Here is a 16167-nt window from a genome sequence, read left to right on the forward strand (position 1 = left end):
ATGAACGACACCGAAGGCACCACGGCACACCACGTCATTCCGCTTCCGCGCCGGGCCGGTGCCCGTACGGACGGCGGCGCGGGCTGCCTGCTGGACGAGGGCACCGGGATCGAGGCGCAGGCGGGCGCCGGTTTCGTCGCGCAGTGGCTGCGGGCCACCGTCGGCGCCGCCACCGGACTGCCGCTGCCGCCCCATCACGCCGGCTGCACCAGCCGCATCCTGCTGCGCGTCACACCGGAGACCGGGAGCGGTCTCGGGCCGGAGGGCTACCGCCTCGCCATCGGGGAAGGGCTCGTCACCCTGGAGGGCGGCGGCGAAGCCGGGCTGTTCTGGGGGGCCCAGACCCTCCGTCAACTCCTCGGCCCCGACGCCTTCCGGCGGGCCCCGCTCGCCCCGGACGTCCGCGCCTGGGCCCTGCCGGCCCTCCGCGTCGAGGACGCCCCCCGCTTCGGCTGGCGCGGCATGATGCTCGACGTCGCCCGGCACTTCACGCCCAAGGACGGCGTGCTGCGCTGGATCGACCTGCTGGCCGCGCACAAGCTGAACGTCCTGCACCTGCACCTCACCGACGACCAGGGCTGGCGCATCGAGATCGCCCGCCACCCCGAACTCACCAGGACCGGCGGCTGGCGCGAACGCACCAAGCTCGGCCACCGGGCCTCCCCGCTCTGGGACGAACGCCCGTACGGCGGTTACTACACCCAGGACGACATCCGCGAGATCGTCGCGTACGCCGCCCAGCGGCATATCAGCGTCGTCCCGGAGATCGACATTCCCGGCCACGCGCAGGCCGCCATCGCGGCATACCCCGAACTCGGCAACACCGACGTCATCGACACCACCTCCCTGAAGGTCTGGGACACCTGGGGCGTCAACCCGAACGTACTCGCCCCCACTGACAACACCCTCCGCTTCTACGAAGAGGTCCTGGAGGAGGTGCTGGAACTCTTCCCCTCGCCGTTCGTGCACATCGGCGGCGACGAATGCCCCAAGGACCAGTGGAAGGCGTCCGCCACCGCGCAGGCGCGCATCGCCGAACTCGGTCTCGACGGCGAGGACGGGCTGCAGAGCTGGTTCATCCGGCACTTCGACCGCTGGCTCGCCGACCGCGGCAGGCGGCTCATCGGCTGGGACGAGATCCTCGAAGGCGGCCTCGCCCAGGGCGCCACCGTCGCCTCCTGGCGCGGCTACGCGGGCGGGATCGCCGCCGCCCGCGCGGGCCACGACGTCGTCATCTGCCCCGAGCAGCAGGTCTATCTGGACCACCGTCAGCACGCGGGCCCCGACGAGCCGGTGCCGCTCGGCTTCGTGCGGACCCTGGAGGACGTCTACCGCTTTGATCCGCTGCCGCCCCAGCTGACGGGCCGCGAGGCGGCGCACGTGCTCGGCACCCAGGCCAACGTCTGGACCGAGGTCCTGGAGAGCCGGGAGCGCATCGACTACCAGGTCTTTCCGCGCCTCGCCGCGTTCGCCGAGGTCGCCTGGTCGCAGCTGCCGCCCCCGCAGGACCGCGACTACCAGGAATTCACCCGGCGGATGACCGTCCACTACCGCAGGCTCGACGCGCTCGGCGTCGCCTACCGCCCGCCCACCGGCCCGCTCCCTTGGCAGAAGCGCCCCGGACTGCTCGGACGCCCGATCGAGGGGGCGCCCCCAAACGTGTGAGCCCGAGTGCAAGGAGGGCGCCCGTGCGGCCGGTCCCTGGGACTGTGGTCCGCGCACCGCCGCACGGGCGGCCCGCACCGCAGGACGCACACGCTCGACGCACCACCAGGGGGCCCACCGCGCCTCCTTCGGGGTCTTCGGCACGGCGGACGAAACCGGACCAGCACCCCCGTCGGGGACGGAATACCGCTTCGTGGACCCTCGCGCCGTGGGCCCGGGAAGATGTGCCAGAGTTGCCACGTCCGGGCCGTGAGCACGTACCGTACGGCGGAGCGGAACTGCCGGGACACCGGGGAAGGGGCAGCTGGCTTGACCATGCACGCACCGCAGGCGTCGCACACGGTGACGTTGCCGGCCTCGCTCGACGAGGCGGTGGCGGCGCTCACCGCCATGCCCGCCGCCGTACCCGTCGCGGGCGGCACCGATCTCATGGCGGCGGTCAACGCCGGACTCCTCAGACCGGCAGGACTGGTGGGCCTCGCCCGGATCAGCGAAATCCGCGGCTGGCAGTACCAGGACGGGCACGCGCTGCTCGGCGCCGGACTCACCCTCGCCCGGATGGGACGCCCCGACTTCGCCGCGCTGATCCCGGGACTCGCCGCCGCCGCCCGCGCGGCGGGCCCGCCGCAGATCCGCAACGCGGGGACGCTCGGCGGCAACATCGTCAGCTCCGCGCCGACCGGTGACACCCTTCCGGTGCTCGCCGCCCTGGAAGCCACCCTGATCATCGCGGGCCCCGGGGGTGACCGGCGCGAGATCCCGGTCAGCCACCTCCTGGCCGGCCGCGAGATGCTGCGGCCCGGCGAACTCGTCGGCTACGTACGGGTGCCGCTGCTGCACGCCCCGCAGACCTTCCTCAAGGCCACCGGCCGCACCGGCCCCGGCCGCGCCACCGCGTCCGTCGCGCTGGTGCTCGACCCGGCCAGGCGCGGCGTGCGCTGCGCGGTGGGCGCGGTCGCCGCGATGCCGCTGCGCCCCCTGGAGGCCGAGCAGTGGGTGGCATCCCTCATCGACTGGGACGGCGAACGCGGCCTGGTTCCGGAGGCGCTGGCGGCCTTCGGTGACTACGTCGCCGCCGCCTGCATCCCCGACCCGGCGCCGCCGCAGGACGGCTCCGAGCCGCAGACCCTGCCGCCCGCCGCGCTGCACCTGCGCCGTACGGTGGCAGCCCTGGCCCGCCGCGCACTTGGGAGGGCGCTCTCGTGAGCGAAGACAACCGCAGGCAGCAGCCCGAACAGGGCTGGCAGCCACTGCCGCAGGGCGGCGAGTACGAGCAGGAGGCAACGGCCTTCGTGCAGCTGCCCGAAGGCTTCACCACCGGGGCCCTGGGCGGCGCCGGTACACCGGGTGACTACTACGCGCCCGGCGCCGACCCGCTCGCCGCACCCGGCCACGGCTACGTCCCGCCGGCTTCCTTCACCCCGCCGATCGCCGGTGCCGGTACCGATCCGTCGGCCACCGGCCAGTGGACGATGCCGTTCGCGGGTCCTTCCGCCGGATACGCCGACCCGTCGGCCGGCTACCCGGCCCAGGACGCCCCGCACCAGGACCCGTCGGCGGGCCACCCGGGCAACGCGCCCGGGGGCGACCGGCAGTGGGGCGGCGACACGGTCGACTGGCCGGTCGCGGGCAGCGCGGAGGCGGCAGGCGGCGGACCGTGGTCGGTACCCGCCGCGCCGGACGACGTCCTGGAGGAGTCCGGCGAATACCTCGTCGGCAACGACGGCCCGACCGGGCATCCGGGCCACCCGGGGCAGGGCGGCTACGGCGACCCCGGCCAGGGCTACGCCCGCTCCGGCGACACCTACGGTCAGGGCCTCACCTACGGGGCGTCCGGCGACACCTACGGCGGCCAGGCCGTCGGCTACGGGCACTCCGGCGACACCTACGGCGGCGCGCACGGCCTCTACGGCGGCACGTCAGGCACCCCGCAGAGCGCCGGGCAGGACGTCGGTCACCACGACGGCGGCGCCGCGCACGACACGGGCCACGGCGCCGGACAGCAGCCCGTCCACCAGCACTTCCCCACGGAACAGGCGCCCACCGGCCACGTTCCGGACGGCACGGACATCCCGGCCGTCCCGGACCCGGCGGGCCACCTCATGGCGCAGGACCCGCTGTTCGGCGGCATCGCGGACGATCCGTACGCGCCGGGCGGCGGCCTGCCGGGCCAGGACGACGCGCACCGGGCGGACGACCCCTACGGGAGGGGCCCGGCCGTCCCCGAGGCCCCGACGGGCGGCACGACCGGGCACTGGTCGCTGCCGGCCGACGCCCTGGCCCAGTGGCCGCCGGCCGCTGAGGCCGCGCCCCGGCACGACACGACCGAGGCACCGGTCGTACCGGACCACGGCCCGGCGGACGGCACCGAAGGCGGCGCGCCGGTCGGCGGATCCTCGTGGGCGGTCCCGGCGGCACGCGACGAACAGCCGGACACATCGGGCGGGTTCACGACCGGAGCGGCGCACGGGACCGGATACGGCACGTACCCGGCGTACGAGGCGGCGCCCTACGAAGGGCCGCACCCCGGCACGGCGGCACCGGCACCCGAAGCGGCGCCGGAGACCCCCGACGGGACGGACGTACCCCAGGCCGGGCCCGCGGGAACGGCCGCGCAGCAGGAGCCGGCCGCGCAGCAGCAGCCGCAGCAGGAGCCGGAGCACGCGGACGCCGCCCCGGTGGCCGATGCGGCCGGCGCGGTCCCGGAAGCGACCGTGGCCCCGGAGGCGGATGGCCTCGGGGGCGACGCCGGGAGCGGTGAAGGCGACGCCGTCGGCGGGGCCTTCGCGCCGCCCGAGCCCTCGGCGCCGGGTGCGCACGGCGAGCCCGATGACGCCGCCGGTGCGGCAATGACGGCGGCGGGCGCGGCCGTTGCCGCCGACGCCGGCCCGGTGGGCGCCGTGACCGACCCGTCCGTCCTCGACGACCCGTCCGGCCGCCCCGTCCCGGAGGCCGGTGCGGCCCCGGCCGCGCCCGGTGACGGTCACGCCGCGGCCAAACCCGGGTCAACTCCCCCCAGCGGTGCGGCAGTTGCCGCCGAGAGTGACGGCCTGGCCGCCGGACACGGCGAGCTGCCGGGACCGGCCACCGACGCGGCACGCGCCACCCCGGACCCCGTCCCGGATTCCGACCCGCACGCCGACCCCGAAGCTGCCCCCGAAGGCGCCCCCCAGGTCGTCCCGCACCACGACCCCGACCTCGCCGCGAGCTCCGACGCCTATGCCGATGAGCACCCGCACGCCTCGTACGTGCTGCGGGTCAACGGCGCCGACCGGCCGGTCACCGACGCGTGGATCGGCGAGTCGCTGCTCTACGTCCTGCGGGAGCGGCTCGGCCTCGCCGGGGCCAAGGACGGCTGTTCGCAAGGGGAGTGCGGGGCCTGCTCGGTCCAGGTGGACGGCCGTCTGGTCGCCTCCTGCCTGGTGCCGGCGGCCACGACGGCCGGTTGCGAGGTCCGCACGGTCGAGGGTCTGGCGCAGAACGGCGCGCCGTCCGACGTGCAGCGCGCGCTCGCCGAATCCGGTGCGGTGCAGTGCGGATTCTGCGTACCGGGCATGGCGATGACGGTGCACGACCTGCTGGAGGGCAACCACGCCCCCAGCGAACTGGAGACCCGCAAGGCGCTGTGCGGCAACCTCTGCCGCTGTTCCGGCTACCGCGGGGTGCTGGACGCCGTCGACGCGGTCGTCCAGGCCCGCGCCCAGGCGTCCGAGGCGGCAGCCGCCCCGGAGGCCGCCGCGGACGACACCGCCCGCATCCCCCACCAGGCCGGCCCCGCCGACCCCGAGGGCCGTGCCCCGCACGACCCGGCAGCGCACGAGAACGAGCACACCGGCCACCGGCCCGGCGACCCGCACGGGCCGCACCACCAGGGGCCGGGCGCCGATCCGCAGACGGGAGGCCCCGCATGAGCGGTACGACCGACGGAGCCGGAGCCGCCACCGCGACCCCTCCGGCCGGCATCCCGATTCCCCCCGTCGAGCCGCCGCCGCACGGCCTGGGCGTCTCCCTGCCGCCCGCCGACGCCCCGGCGAAGACCCAGGGGACGTTCCCGTACGCCGCCGACCTGTGGGCCGAGGGCCTGCTGTGGGCCGCGGTGCTGCGCTCCCCGCACCCGCGCGCGCGGATCGTGTCCCTCGACACCCGGCAGGCCGCCGAGATGCCCGGGGTGCGGGCCGTCATCACGCACGAGGATGTACCGGGCGACGCCGGGCACGGCCGGGGCACCGCCGACCGGCCGGTGTTCGCCAAGGACGAGGTGCGCCACCACGGCGAGCCGATCGCCGCGGTCGCCGCCGACCACCCCGACACCGCCCGGCTCGCCGCCGCCGCCATCGCCGTCGAGTACGAGCTGCTGGACGCCGTCACCGACCCGCAACTCGCCTTCGAGGCCGAGCCGTTGCACCCGGACGGCAACCTCATCCGGCACATCCCGCTCCGCTTCGGTGACGCCGATGCGGTCGGTGAGGTGATGGTCGAGGGGCTCTACCGGATCGGGCGTCAGGACCCGGCGCCCATCGGGGCCGAGGCCGGGCTCGCCGTGCCGCGGCCCGACGGCGGGGTGGAGATCTACACCGCGTCCACCGACCCGCACACCGACCGTGACCTGGCCGCCGCCTCCTTCGGCCTCGACCCGGAGCGCGTCAAGGTCGTGGTGACCGGCGTGCCAGGGGCGACCGCCGACCGGGAGGACCCCGGCATTCAGCTCTCCCTGGGGCTGCTCGCCCTGCGGACCGGCTGCCCCGTCAAGCTCGCCGCCACCCGCGAGGAGTCCTTCCTCGCCCATGCACACCGCCACCCCACCCTGCTGCGCTACCGCCACCACGCCGACGGCGAAGGCCAGTTGGTGAAGGTGGAGGCGCAGATCCTGATGGATGCCGGTGCCTACGCGGACACCTCGGCCGATGCGCTGGCCGCCGCCGTCTCCTTCGCCTGCGGCCCGTACGTCGTGCCGCACGCCGTGATCGAGGGCTGGGCGGTGCGCACCAACAACCCGCCGTCGGGACACATGCGCGGTGAGGGCGCCCTCCAGGTCTGCGCGGCCCACGAGGGCCAGATGGACAAGCTGGCGGCGAGGCTGGGGCTCGATCCCGACGAGATCCGCAGGCGCAATGTGATGGCCACCGGTGATCTGCTGCCCACGGGGCAGACGGTCACCTGCCCCGCACCGGTCGCCGAACTGCTGCGCGCCGTCAAGGAAGCGCCGCTGCCGGACCTGCCCAAGGACACCCCCGAAGCGGAGTGGCTGCTTCCGGGCGGCCCCGAGGGCGCGGGGGAGCCGGGCGCGGTGCGCCGCGGCGTCGGCTACGCACTCGGCATGGTGCACATGCTGGGCGCCGAGGGCGCCGACGAGGTGTCCACCGCGACGGTCAAGGTCAGCGGCTCCGTCGCCACCGTCATCTGCTCCGCGGTCGAGACCGGCGGCGGATTCTCCACCCTGGCCCGGCAGATCGTGCAGGAGACGCTCGGCGTGGACGAGGTCCGCGTCGCCGCCGTCGACACCGACCAGCCGCCGGCCGGGCCCGCCTGCCACGGACGGCACACCTGGGTCTCCGGCGGCGCCGTCGAACGGGCGGCCAAGATGGTCCGTACGCAGCTTCTCCAGCCGCTGGCCCACAAGTTCGGGATGTCCACCGAGCTGCTGCAGATCACCGACGGCAAGATCACCTCGTATGACGGAGTGCTCAGCACGACCGTCGCCGAGGCCCTGGACGGCAAGGAACTGTGGGCCACCGCCCAGTGCCGGCCGCACCCCACCGAACCGCTCGACGACACCGGGCAGGGCGACGCCTTCGTCGGACTCGCCTTCTGCGCGATCCGCTGCGTCGCCGACGTCGACATCGAACTGGGCACCATCCGGGTCGTGGAGATGTCGGTCGCGCAGGACGTCGGCCGGGTGCTCAACCCCCGGCAGCTGCGGGCGCGCATCGAGGCCGGGGTCACCCAGGGGCTGGGCGCCGCGCTCATGGAGAACCTGCGGACCACCCGCGGTCTGGTGCGGCACCCGGATCTGACCGGTTACGCGCTGCCGACGGCGCTGGACGCCCCGGACATCCGGATCGTCAAGCTCGTCGAGGAACGCGACGTGGTGGCACCGTTCGGCGCCAAGGCCGCCAGCGCCATCCCGGTCGTCACCTCGCCCGCCGCGGTGGCATCGGCGGTCCGCGCGGCCACCGGCCGTCCCATCGGCCGCCTCCCGATCCGCCCGCAGGCGGCGGTGGCACAGGCGGCGACGCAGACCGGCTGAGCCGGAATCCGAGCCGTACGGCGGAAAGGGCGGTCCACCCGTAGGTGAACCGCCCTTTGCGCGGCCCCTGTTGAGGGGCACCGGAGGCCGTGGCGGGATTCGAACCCACGTAACTCGCTTTGCAGGTTTGTCCGTGCTGGGCAGGGCGTGATCCGGGCGGGTTCACTGGCGTTCAGTCGCGTACGGAAACTTCGCCCACAGGGGCAGGGAGAACGGCTCTGGACGGCCGCGTACGGCGACGAACGAGACGGAAACTGAGACGGGCGCGCCATCCGGCGACGAGCAGCGCGGGGGCATCGAACGGACCAAGGTCCGCCGCAACAGGGCCGGATCCGCTTCCGCGGTCCGGCCCTCTGGGCTGGCGGAGGATACGAGATTCGAACGTCCGAGGGGTTGCTCCCGATATAGCTTTCCAACTGTCCGCATGACTGTACGGGGGCGTTCGTCGGGGTTCGCGCGGCAGGGTCAGGCGAGGCGTGCGTACGTCGGTGAACGGTGGCGTCCGTCAGTTTGAACCGAGATCAGGTCAGACGCGAGGCACGACGCCGACGACTTCAGCCTCCCCTGCGGTTGCCCACGACGAGGAAAAATCTGTGGCCGGCGGCACACTGAGGCCAAGCGAAGGTCTACGCCTCGCGTTCCAAGGGGCCGTCGTAGTCGCCCCTTTCGGGCTAGCAGTTACTGCCCCGCGCACTAAACCTTAGAAATTCCGCTGGGCACATGATCTTCCGCCGAGGGTTCCACGAGTCGGGAGCGCCGCTCGTGGAACCAGGACGCCACTATGACAACTTGCCCACCTTGAGGATTTATTTCGTTGTCACGAGGATGTCGATATTGCGGAATCCGGAAAGGATCTGCTTGACGGTCTTGACTTCTTTCTGAGGGTCGGGGCGAACCTGTATTTTTGCAGAGTTGTGCGCAACTTCTCCACGGGCCGTCGCCCACGTTTCGGTTACGCTAAGCCACACTGGATCCATTTCCTTCTCGGTGACCCCAATAGGCATCAGAAGGCGAAGGATGTTCTTCTCTTTGATGCCGTGATTCTGGGTCCTGACGTACCGATTGAATTCGTTCTTTGCAGCCTCAATTCTCGCCTTCAGATCTGGATATTTCTTCTTTTGTGAGGCATCCGATAGGGATTCTGGGATGGCGTGCTGTGATTCTTTGTGGGCCACCACCGAGAGGAGACTTGTGGATATTACTCCAGAGTACTCCCAGCGGGAGAAAGCCGTGTTCACGACCTCGATCACGCGATCCTCGATGAACGCCTCAAACTCCGCGTGTACGAGAACCCTGAAGGCTCGCGTATGCTCGTACACGACATCGTCATAGCTTCCTGTAGGGTCGAAAGGGGAAGGGAGTAAATGCTTCTCCAGGTCTGTGATTCGGGTCTCCAACTCCTGGAACCGAAGGGAAGACATGTCGATTCCCCCTAGAGGACAATTCGGTTCTCTTGTAGAGTCGGAACATCGATATCCATCTTGAGTGCGCCCGAAAGCTCGTCGCCCCAGAGTGACAGCCTGCGGTGCGTGGCAGACGGAGTCTTCGTCGTTGTCTGAATGGATTCTACGAACCGCGTGTTCGAGTCACAGAGGGCCTGAAAGGTGGCTTCGACAGCGTCTTTTTGCTCAATCGCTCGCTTTGCGATTCTCTCATCGGAGAAATAATAGGTCATGATGTCGAATACCGCTCGATTGAAGCGTCCCTCGTAGCGAGTATTCGACCATCGATAGAAGGCGTTCTCGCCGAAGACTTCGAAGGTCGCCTCAATTGCTCGATCGCACGCGGCACCCGTTTCTCGAATTGTCTCTTCGTCGCTATCCCAATTATCATTGAGAAGATTCAGTGTGTCGTCCAGAAACTTCTTGAGGTTTCCTGTGTACTCTTCCAGCATGTAGCGGAACCCGAAGTAGCGAAGCAGGACTTCGACGTCCCGCATTCGAAAGTCCGGGTTTTCGTTTCGGAGTGCCCTGCGTAGCCACTTACTGTTAGAGGCAGCGTCATCGAGATAGTCGGTAAACGGGCCTGGGTGAAGAGCTTGTCGGAGCTCCTGTGGGGACAGCTTCACGCTACCCGTATTCAATCGCAAGAAGACCAGGTTAAGGAAATCCTCGTTTGGCCAGCGCCTGACTACGACCGTCCGAACGGTCTCATTGAGAAAGGCGTTTAGGTCGTCAAGGTGTTCGTCGTTCTTCTCCATTTTCTTCAGGGTCACGAGACGCAGGTCCTCTCGTACCTCAAGGCCAGTAAGGGAGAATCCCTTGAAATCCTCTTCGCCATCCGACACGGCGAATGAGGATCCTGCTGCAAATTGTCGGAGGGCGAGCAATCGCTGCTTCCCGTCCAGCACGATGAACTTTCCTCGCTTATTCTTATCCTCTGCTAGAACAATTTGCGGGATAGGCAAACCCAAGATCAAGGATTCGATGAAGCGGCTCTTCCTGGGCTTTGTCCAAGCATCGCGTCGTTGGAAGCGAGGATTGAGCTGAATGTTCCCTCGCCGGAGCTGACTCAAGATTGTTTCAGCGGTCCAGTCCGTGTCCGTGACGACAGCGCGTGTGACGTCATCTGAGCTGACGGGCTCTGTCGTGTCGTCGGCCTCGCCGTCGACGTCGTCCCATTCCAGTTCGTCGGCGTACGCCATAACTCCCCAATCCTTGCTGGCGGTCAGAGGCTCTGCTGGCCCAGTGGCCATACCTTGTCAGAGGTCGCGCAGGGCTGCGATCACTTTTACGAACTATCTGATGACCGTATGGGCGTCTATGGGGGCGCGTGGTAGGTCAGACGGGGAGCGCGTACGGCGGTGAACGGTGGTGTCCGTCAGTGCACTTGACAAACAACAGGACAACGAACGGAACTGAACGGGATCGGGGCGCTGCCGCCGGGGCAGAGAACCGAACAGCTCCTGGCTAGTCGTCCCTGTTCATGACTGCCCGGACGAGGTCGTCCATAGAGGCAATCACCGCCACGGCTCCGGCCTCAGCCAGTGCCGCGTCTTTGCCGGGCTTGTTCGCGTACCCGATCGCTTGCATGCCGGCAGCATGGGCGGCCTCGACATCGCGCACCGCATCGCCGACGAAGATGCAATCGCCCGGTTTCGTCTCAGCCGCCCCCACGGCTGCGGACAGGAGCCGCGGGGATGGCTTCATGGACTTCGGCTGGCCGCTCACCCGGCCGAACTGGCCGGCAACGAGCTGGCTGAGTCCGTGGGTACTCAGGTAGCGGTCGATGGCCACCGTCGCATTGTTGCTGACCATCCAGACCGAGCGCCCGCTCGCTGCGCAAGCCTCAAGGAAGGCCACCCCGCCCGGCGTGGGTTGAGCCTGGTCAATGGCCTCCACCTCCAACTGCGCCAGCGTCTCGTCGGCGACGGAGACCAGATCCTCCCGCTCATCAGCGATCCGACGAAGCAATGCCAGCGGATCGGACTCTTCGTGTCCCGGCGGCGGGCCGCCAGGGTCCGACAGAAGTTCAACCCTGGTGGAGGAGATGAACCGCCGGATCGAGGCCCGCCGCAACAACCCGGGCGCGGTCTTCGATCCGCTGATCGGCATCGTGGACGATGCGCAAGTGGCGTTCATGTGCCCGGTCAAGGACGAGGAAGGCCGCCCCTACGGCGGCTCCAAGGCCACCTCCCGGCACTTCATGGGCGTCCGCAAGGTCCACAACCAGGGCCGCGCGGTCGACGTGATCCTGTGGGAGGGCACCCAGGATCCCACCGACCAGAACTTTCCCAAGCTGGCTCGCGAGGGCGCCCACACCCATGCTTCTCTCGCGCTCGGGACGGAGTCGCAGGCCCGGATGGCGCTGGGCGACAAGGCCGTGGATGGCGGCGCCGCCCCGCACCTGGGTGGAAGGCGGTTAGGTGTTCCCCAACGAGTACGGCCGTGCCCCTTCCCATCGGGAGGACTGGACCGCATGGAAGGCCCTCCTGGTAGAAGCGAAGGTCCGTGACGGACGTCTGCATGACGCGCGCCCACACGGCCGCCATCGGCGTGTCCGAGCGGGCCATCATGGGCCTCATGGGTTGGTCGACGTCGGCTATGGCCGCTTGGTATCAGCACATGGTCGACGCGGTACGGACCGATATCGCGAGGCAGGTGGACGGCCTGATCTGGAAGCCCGAGACGGACCGGCCGGACGATGACGACGGCGGTGCGGCCGGAGCCCTCGTGCCGGCCAACTGAGACGGGCGGCCAAAAGGGCGGCATCCCGCATGGGGTGCCGCCCGTTCCTTTTGCCTGGTCAAGGCAGTGGAGGCCGTGGCGGGATTCGAACCCACGTAACTCGCTTTGCAGGCGAGTCCCTGAACCACTCGGGCACACGGCCGGGATGACGCGATGTGCCGACTGTAGGCCGGGTGGTGGGGGGCGCGGCAAGGGTGCCGGGCGGGCTGCCATGAGGCTGCAATGCGCGGTTCATGAAGTGCGCTCTCCGGGCGGGCGACGGAAGTTCGCGGGCGCCCTAGGACCGATGGCCGAGGTGATTCCCGTCCCGCGACAGGGGTGTTGCCGCGCTGCGGCCCTTACGCTGGCCCGATGAGTGCCGACCTCTCACCCGACACGGACGGTGCCGACGCCGTCGCCGATACCGCCGCCGTGCCGGTGGCCGCAGGTGCCGCGGACGAAGGCGAGCTTCCCGGCATAGCCGGCCGGCCACCGGAGGCCGATGACGGTGGGACGGGGGTTCTCGGGCGGGAGTACCGCGCGTTGACCCTCGGCATCATCTCCGTCGTCTCGCTCATCGCCTTCGAGGCGAGCGCCGTGAACACCGCGATGCCGGTGGCCGCCCGTGCGCTGCACGGCATCGAGATGTACGCCTTCGCCTTCTCGGCGTTCTTCACCGCGAGCCTGTTCGCCATGGCGCTCGCCGGTGAGTGGAACGACCGCCGCGGCCCGCTCGCCCCACTGTTCACCGGCATCGCCGCGTTCGGCGCCGGGCTGCTGACCGCGGGCGGCGCGCAGAGCATGGGCATGTTCGTGGCGGGCCGCGGCGTCCAGGGGCTCGGCGGCGGTCTGGTGATCGTCTCGCTGTACGTCGTCGTCGGGCGGGCCTATCCCGAGCGGCTGCGGCCTGCCGTCATGGCGTCGTTCTCGGCCGCCTGGGTGCTGCCGGTGATCGTCGGACCGCTGGTCGCGGGGGCGATCACCGAGCACGCGGGCTGGCGGTGGGTCTTCCTCGCCATCCCCGTGCTGATCCTGCTGCCGCTCGGTGTGATGCTGCCCGCGCTGCGCGGACTGCCGAAGGAGGCGGTCGCGGCGGGCGGCATCGGCCGGGTGCTGCGCAGCCGGCGCGCGCTGCTCGCCCTGGCCGTCGCGGCGGGCGCCGCGCTGCTCCAGTACGCGGGCCAGCACCCGGACCCGTACGCGCTGATACCGGCCGCGGCGGGGCTCGCGCTGCTGGTGCCCGGGGTGCTGCGGCTGCTTCCCCGCGGCACGTTCCGGGCGGCGCGCGGGCTGCCGACCGTGGTGCTGATGCGGGGGCTCGCGTCCGGTGCGCTGGTCGCGTCCGAGAGCTTCATCCCGCTGATGCTGGTCACCCAGCGGGGACTGTCGCCCACCCTCGCCGGTCTCTCGCTCACCGGCGGCGGCCTGACCTGGGCGCTCGGCTCGTACGTGCAGAGCAGGCCGCGGATGGAGGCGTACCGGGAGCGGCTGATGGGCCTCGGTCTGCTCTTCCTCGGCTGCGCCATCGCCGTGGTGCCGCTGGTGCTGCTGGACGGGGTGCCGGTCTGGGCCGTCGCCGTCGGCTGGGGGCTCGGCGGCTTCGGCATGGGCCTGAACATCTCCAGCGGCGGGGTGCTGCTCCTGAAGCTGTCGCGGCCCGAGGAGGCGGGCAGCAATTCCGCGTCGCTCCAGATGGCGGACTCCCTGGGCAACGTCGGATTCGTCGGCCTGGGCGGGGTGCTGTTCGTGGCCTTCGGCGGCGGTGCGATCGCGGCCGGCGGGCAGGCCGCGGCCACCGGCGGCCCGACCGCGCAGCCCGCGGCCTTCGCCGCCGTCTTCGCCGCGATGGCGGCGGTGGCCCTGACCGGCGCGTGTCTGGCGGGGCGGCTGCGGCCGAAGGCGCGGGAGGCCAGGACGGCGGACCCGGGCGCCGGATGTGACCTCGGTCCCACCGCCCGGTGACCCGGCGTCCGGCCCCTGGGCGGGGCGGCCCGCACCGGTAGGCTGACGCGGTTGCCGATCGCCGAGCCAGCCGACGGAGACCGTGACTACCACCACCAGCGCCACCAACAGCCACCACCTGTCCCCGGCCTTCCCGGGCCGGGCCCCCTGGGGTACCGCAAACAAGCTGCGCGCCTGGCAGCAGGCGGCCATGGACCGGTACATCCAGACCCAACCGAAGGACTTCCTCGCCGTCGCGACACCCGGCGCCGGCAAGACCACCTTTGCGCTCACCCTCGCCTCGTGGCTGCTGCACCACCACGTCGTGCAGCAGGTGACCGTCGTCGCGCCCACCGAGCACCTGAAGAAGCAGTGGGCGGAGGCGGCGGCCCGGATCGGGATCAAGCTCGACCCGGAGTACAGCGCCGGCCCGCTGGGCCGCGAGTACCACGGCATCGCGATCACCTACGCCGGTGTCGGCGTGCGGCCGATGCTGCACCGCAACCGCATCGAGCAGCGCAAGACCCTGGTCATCCTCGACGAGATCCACCACGCCGGTGACTCGAAGTCCTGGGGCGAGGCGTGCCTGGAGGCGTTCGAGCCGGCCACCCGCCGCCTCGCGCTGACCGGTACGCCCTTCCGGTCGGACACCAACCCGATCCCCTTCGTGACGTACGAGGAGGGCAACGACGGGATCCGCAGGTCATCGGCCGACTACACCTACGGCTACGGCAACGCGCTGTCCGACGGCGTGGTGCGGCCGGTCATCTTCCTCTCCTACAGCGGCAACATGCGCTGGCGGACGAAGGCGGGTGACGAGATCGCCGCGAAGCTGGGCGAGCCGATGACCAAGGACGCCGTCTCGCAGGCCTGGCGCACCGCGCTCGACCCGCGCGGCGACTGGATGCCCAACGTGCTGCGCGCCGCCGACCAGCGGCTGACCGAGGTCCGCAAGGGCATCCCCGACGCGGGCGCGCTGGTGATCGCATCCGACCAGGAGCAGGCGCGCGCGTACGCGAAGCTGATCCGGGAGATCACCGGGCACGGCGCGACCCTCGTGCTCTCCGACGACAACGGTGCCTCGCAGCGCATCGACGACTTCGCACAGTCCGACGACCGCTGGATGGTCGCGGTCCGGATGGTGTCCGAGGGTGTCGACGTGCCGCGGCTCGCGGTCGGCGTGTACGCCACGACCATCTCCACGCCGCTGTTCTTCGCGCAGGCGGTGGGCCGTTTCGTACGGTCCCGCAAGCGCGGCGAGACGGCGTCCGTCTTCGTGCCCACCGTTCCGATGCTCCTGGAGTTCGCGAACGAGATGGAGGTCGAGCGCGATCACGTGCTCGACAAGCCGAAGAAGGACGGCGACGAGGACCCGTACGCGGAGTCCGAGAAGGAGATGGAGGAGGCCGAGAAGCAGCAGGACGAGGACACCGGCGAGCAGGAGCAGTTCTCGTTCGAGGCGCTGGAGTCCGAGGCCGTCTTCGACCGGGTGCTCTACGACGGTGCCGAGTTCGGCATGCAGGCGCACGCGGGCAGCGAGGAGGAGCAGGACTACCTCGGCATCCCCGGGCTGCTGGAGCCCGACCAGGTGCAGATGCTGCTCCAGAAGCGGCAGGCCCGGCAGATCGCGCACAGCAAGAAGAAGCCGGACGCCGAGGCCGATCTGCTGGAGCTGCCGGCCGAGCGGCGCCCGGTGGTCTCGCACAAGGAGATGCTGGAGCTGCGGAAGCAGCTGAACACTCTGGTCGGCGCGTACGTGCACCAGAGCGGCAAGCCGCACGGGGTGATCCACACCGAGCTGCGCCGGGTGTGCGGCGGGCCGCCGAGCGCGGAGGCCACCGCGGGGCAGCTGCGCGAGCGGATCAAGAAGGTCCAGGAGTGGGCCACGCGGATGCGGTAGCGAAACGGACGAAGCGGGACGGGGCGGTGCGCCGGGAGCGTGCCGCCCCGTCGCGTGCGCGCCCGGCTCCGCCGACCCGGCGGAATGGTCAACTCCCGCTCGTAGCCGAAAGATTACTGACGCGTACGGTCGGGATGGAGCGGACATTCCGGGCAGGAAAGACCGGATTCTGGACGGACCCTTCCGCTGACCGGACTGGCTCGCTACTGTCCCGGTCACGCACACGCCCCGTGGCAGCGCCGCCGCGG

Annotated in this window: 9 protein-coding genes, 1 tRNA gene and 2 pseudogenes; 8 read left to right on the forward strand and 4 right to left on the reverse strand. The window is 70.8% G+C overall.

Going from position 1 to position 16167, the window contains the following annotated elements; translation table 11 throughout:
- The 4 genes from ACIBK8_RS03600 to ACIBK8_RS03615 all read left to right on the forward strand — a co-directional run bounded on the left by ACIBK8_RS03600 (position 1) and on the right by ACIBK8_RS03615 (position 7912).
- Positions 1-1665, forward strand: coding sequence for a beta-N-acetylhexosaminidase (locus ACIBK8_RS03600; protein WP_399039856.1), 1665 nt, complete (start codon positions 1-3; stop codon positions 1663-1665).
- Positions 1666-1974: 309 nt separating this feature from the next.
- Positions 1975-2871, forward strand: coding sequence for an FAD binding domain-containing protein (locus ACIBK8_RS03605; RefSeq protein ID WP_399039858.1), 897 nt, complete (start codon positions 1975-1977; stop codon positions 2869-2871).
- Complete coding sequence (locus tag ACIBK8_RS03610; RefSeq protein WP_399039859.1) at positions 2868-5576, forward strand: 2Fe-2S iron-sulfur cluster-binding protein; 2709 nt, start codon at positions 2868-2870, stop codon at positions 5574-5576. The genes ACIBK8_RS03605 and ACIBK8_RS03610 overlap by 4 nt, the downstream gene beginning before the upstream one ends.
- On the forward strand, positions 5573-7912 hold the full coding sequence (locus ACIBK8_RS03615) for a xanthine dehydrogenase family protein molybdopterin-binding subunit (RefSeq protein WP_393685776.1): 2340 nt from the start codon (positions 5573-5575) through the stop codon (positions 7910-7912). Before ACIBK8_RS03610 ends, ACIBK8_RS03615 begins: the two co-directional genes overlap by 4 nt.
- A gap of 806 nt (positions 7913-8718) precedes the next feature.
- On the opposite strand, the gene ACIBK8_RS03620 is transcribed toward ACIBK8_RS03615, so the two are convergent.
- From ACIBK8_RS03620 to ACIBK8_RS03630, 3 genes are all read right to left on the reverse strand, one after another.
- Positions 8719-9333, reverse strand: coding sequence for a HEPN domain-containing protein (locus tag ACIBK8_RS03620; protein ID WP_399039860.1), 615 nt, complete (start codon positions 9331-9333; stop codon positions 8719-8721).
- A gap of 11 nt (positions 9334-9344) precedes the next feature.
- A complete protein-coding gene (locus ACIBK8_RS03625) occupies positions 9345-10556 on the reverse strand; it encodes a DUF262 domain-containing protein (protein ID WP_399039861.1) in 1212 nt (403 codons plus the stop codon).
- 265 nt (positions 10557-10821) lie between these two features.
- Positions 10822-11466, reverse strand: coding sequence for an HAD family hydrolase (locus ACIBK8_RS03630; RefSeq protein WP_399039862.1), 645 nt, complete (start codon positions 11464-11466; stop codon positions 10822-10824).
- Between ACIBK8_RS03630 and ACIBK8_RS03635 the strand changes: the two are divergent.
- Positions 11393-11761, forward strand: a pseudogene (locus ACIBK8_RS03635) (ATP-binding protein); the annotation flags it as partial. The gene ACIBK8_RS03630 and the pseudogene ACIBK8_RS03635 overlap by 74 nt on opposite strands.
- A gap of 16 nt (positions 11762-11777) precedes the next feature.
- Positions 11778-12099, forward strand: a pseudogene (locus ACIBK8_RS03640) (site-specific integrase); the annotation flags it as partial.
- A 67-nt stretch (positions 12100-12166) separates the two neighbouring features.
- On the opposite strand, the gene ACIBK8_RS03645 reads toward ACIBK8_RS03640, so the two are convergent.
- Positions 12167-12241, reverse strand: a tRNA-Cys gene (locus ACIBK8_RS03645).
- 209 nt (positions 12242-12450) lie between these two features.
- Between ACIBK8_RS03645 and ACIBK8_RS03650 the strand changes: the two genes are divergently transcribed.
- Positions 12451-14040, forward strand: a complete 1590-nt coding sequence (locus tag ACIBK8_RS03650) for an MFS transporter (protein ID WP_399039863.1) — start codon at positions 12451-12453, stop codon at positions 14038-14040.
- A gap of 82 nt (positions 14041-14122) precedes the next feature.
- Positions 14123-15919, forward strand: coding sequence for a DEAD/DEAH box helicase (locus tag ACIBK8_RS03655; protein WP_399039864.1), 1797 nt, complete (start codon positions 14123-14125; stop codon positions 15917-15919).
- The last annotated feature ends 248 nt before the right edge of the window (positions 15920-16167 follow it).

This window comes from Streptomyces sp. NPDC050161 (assembly GCF_044460025.1).
Classification (GTDB): domain Bacteria; phylum Actinomycetota; class Actinomycetes; order Streptomycetales; family Streptomycetaceae; genus Streptomyces.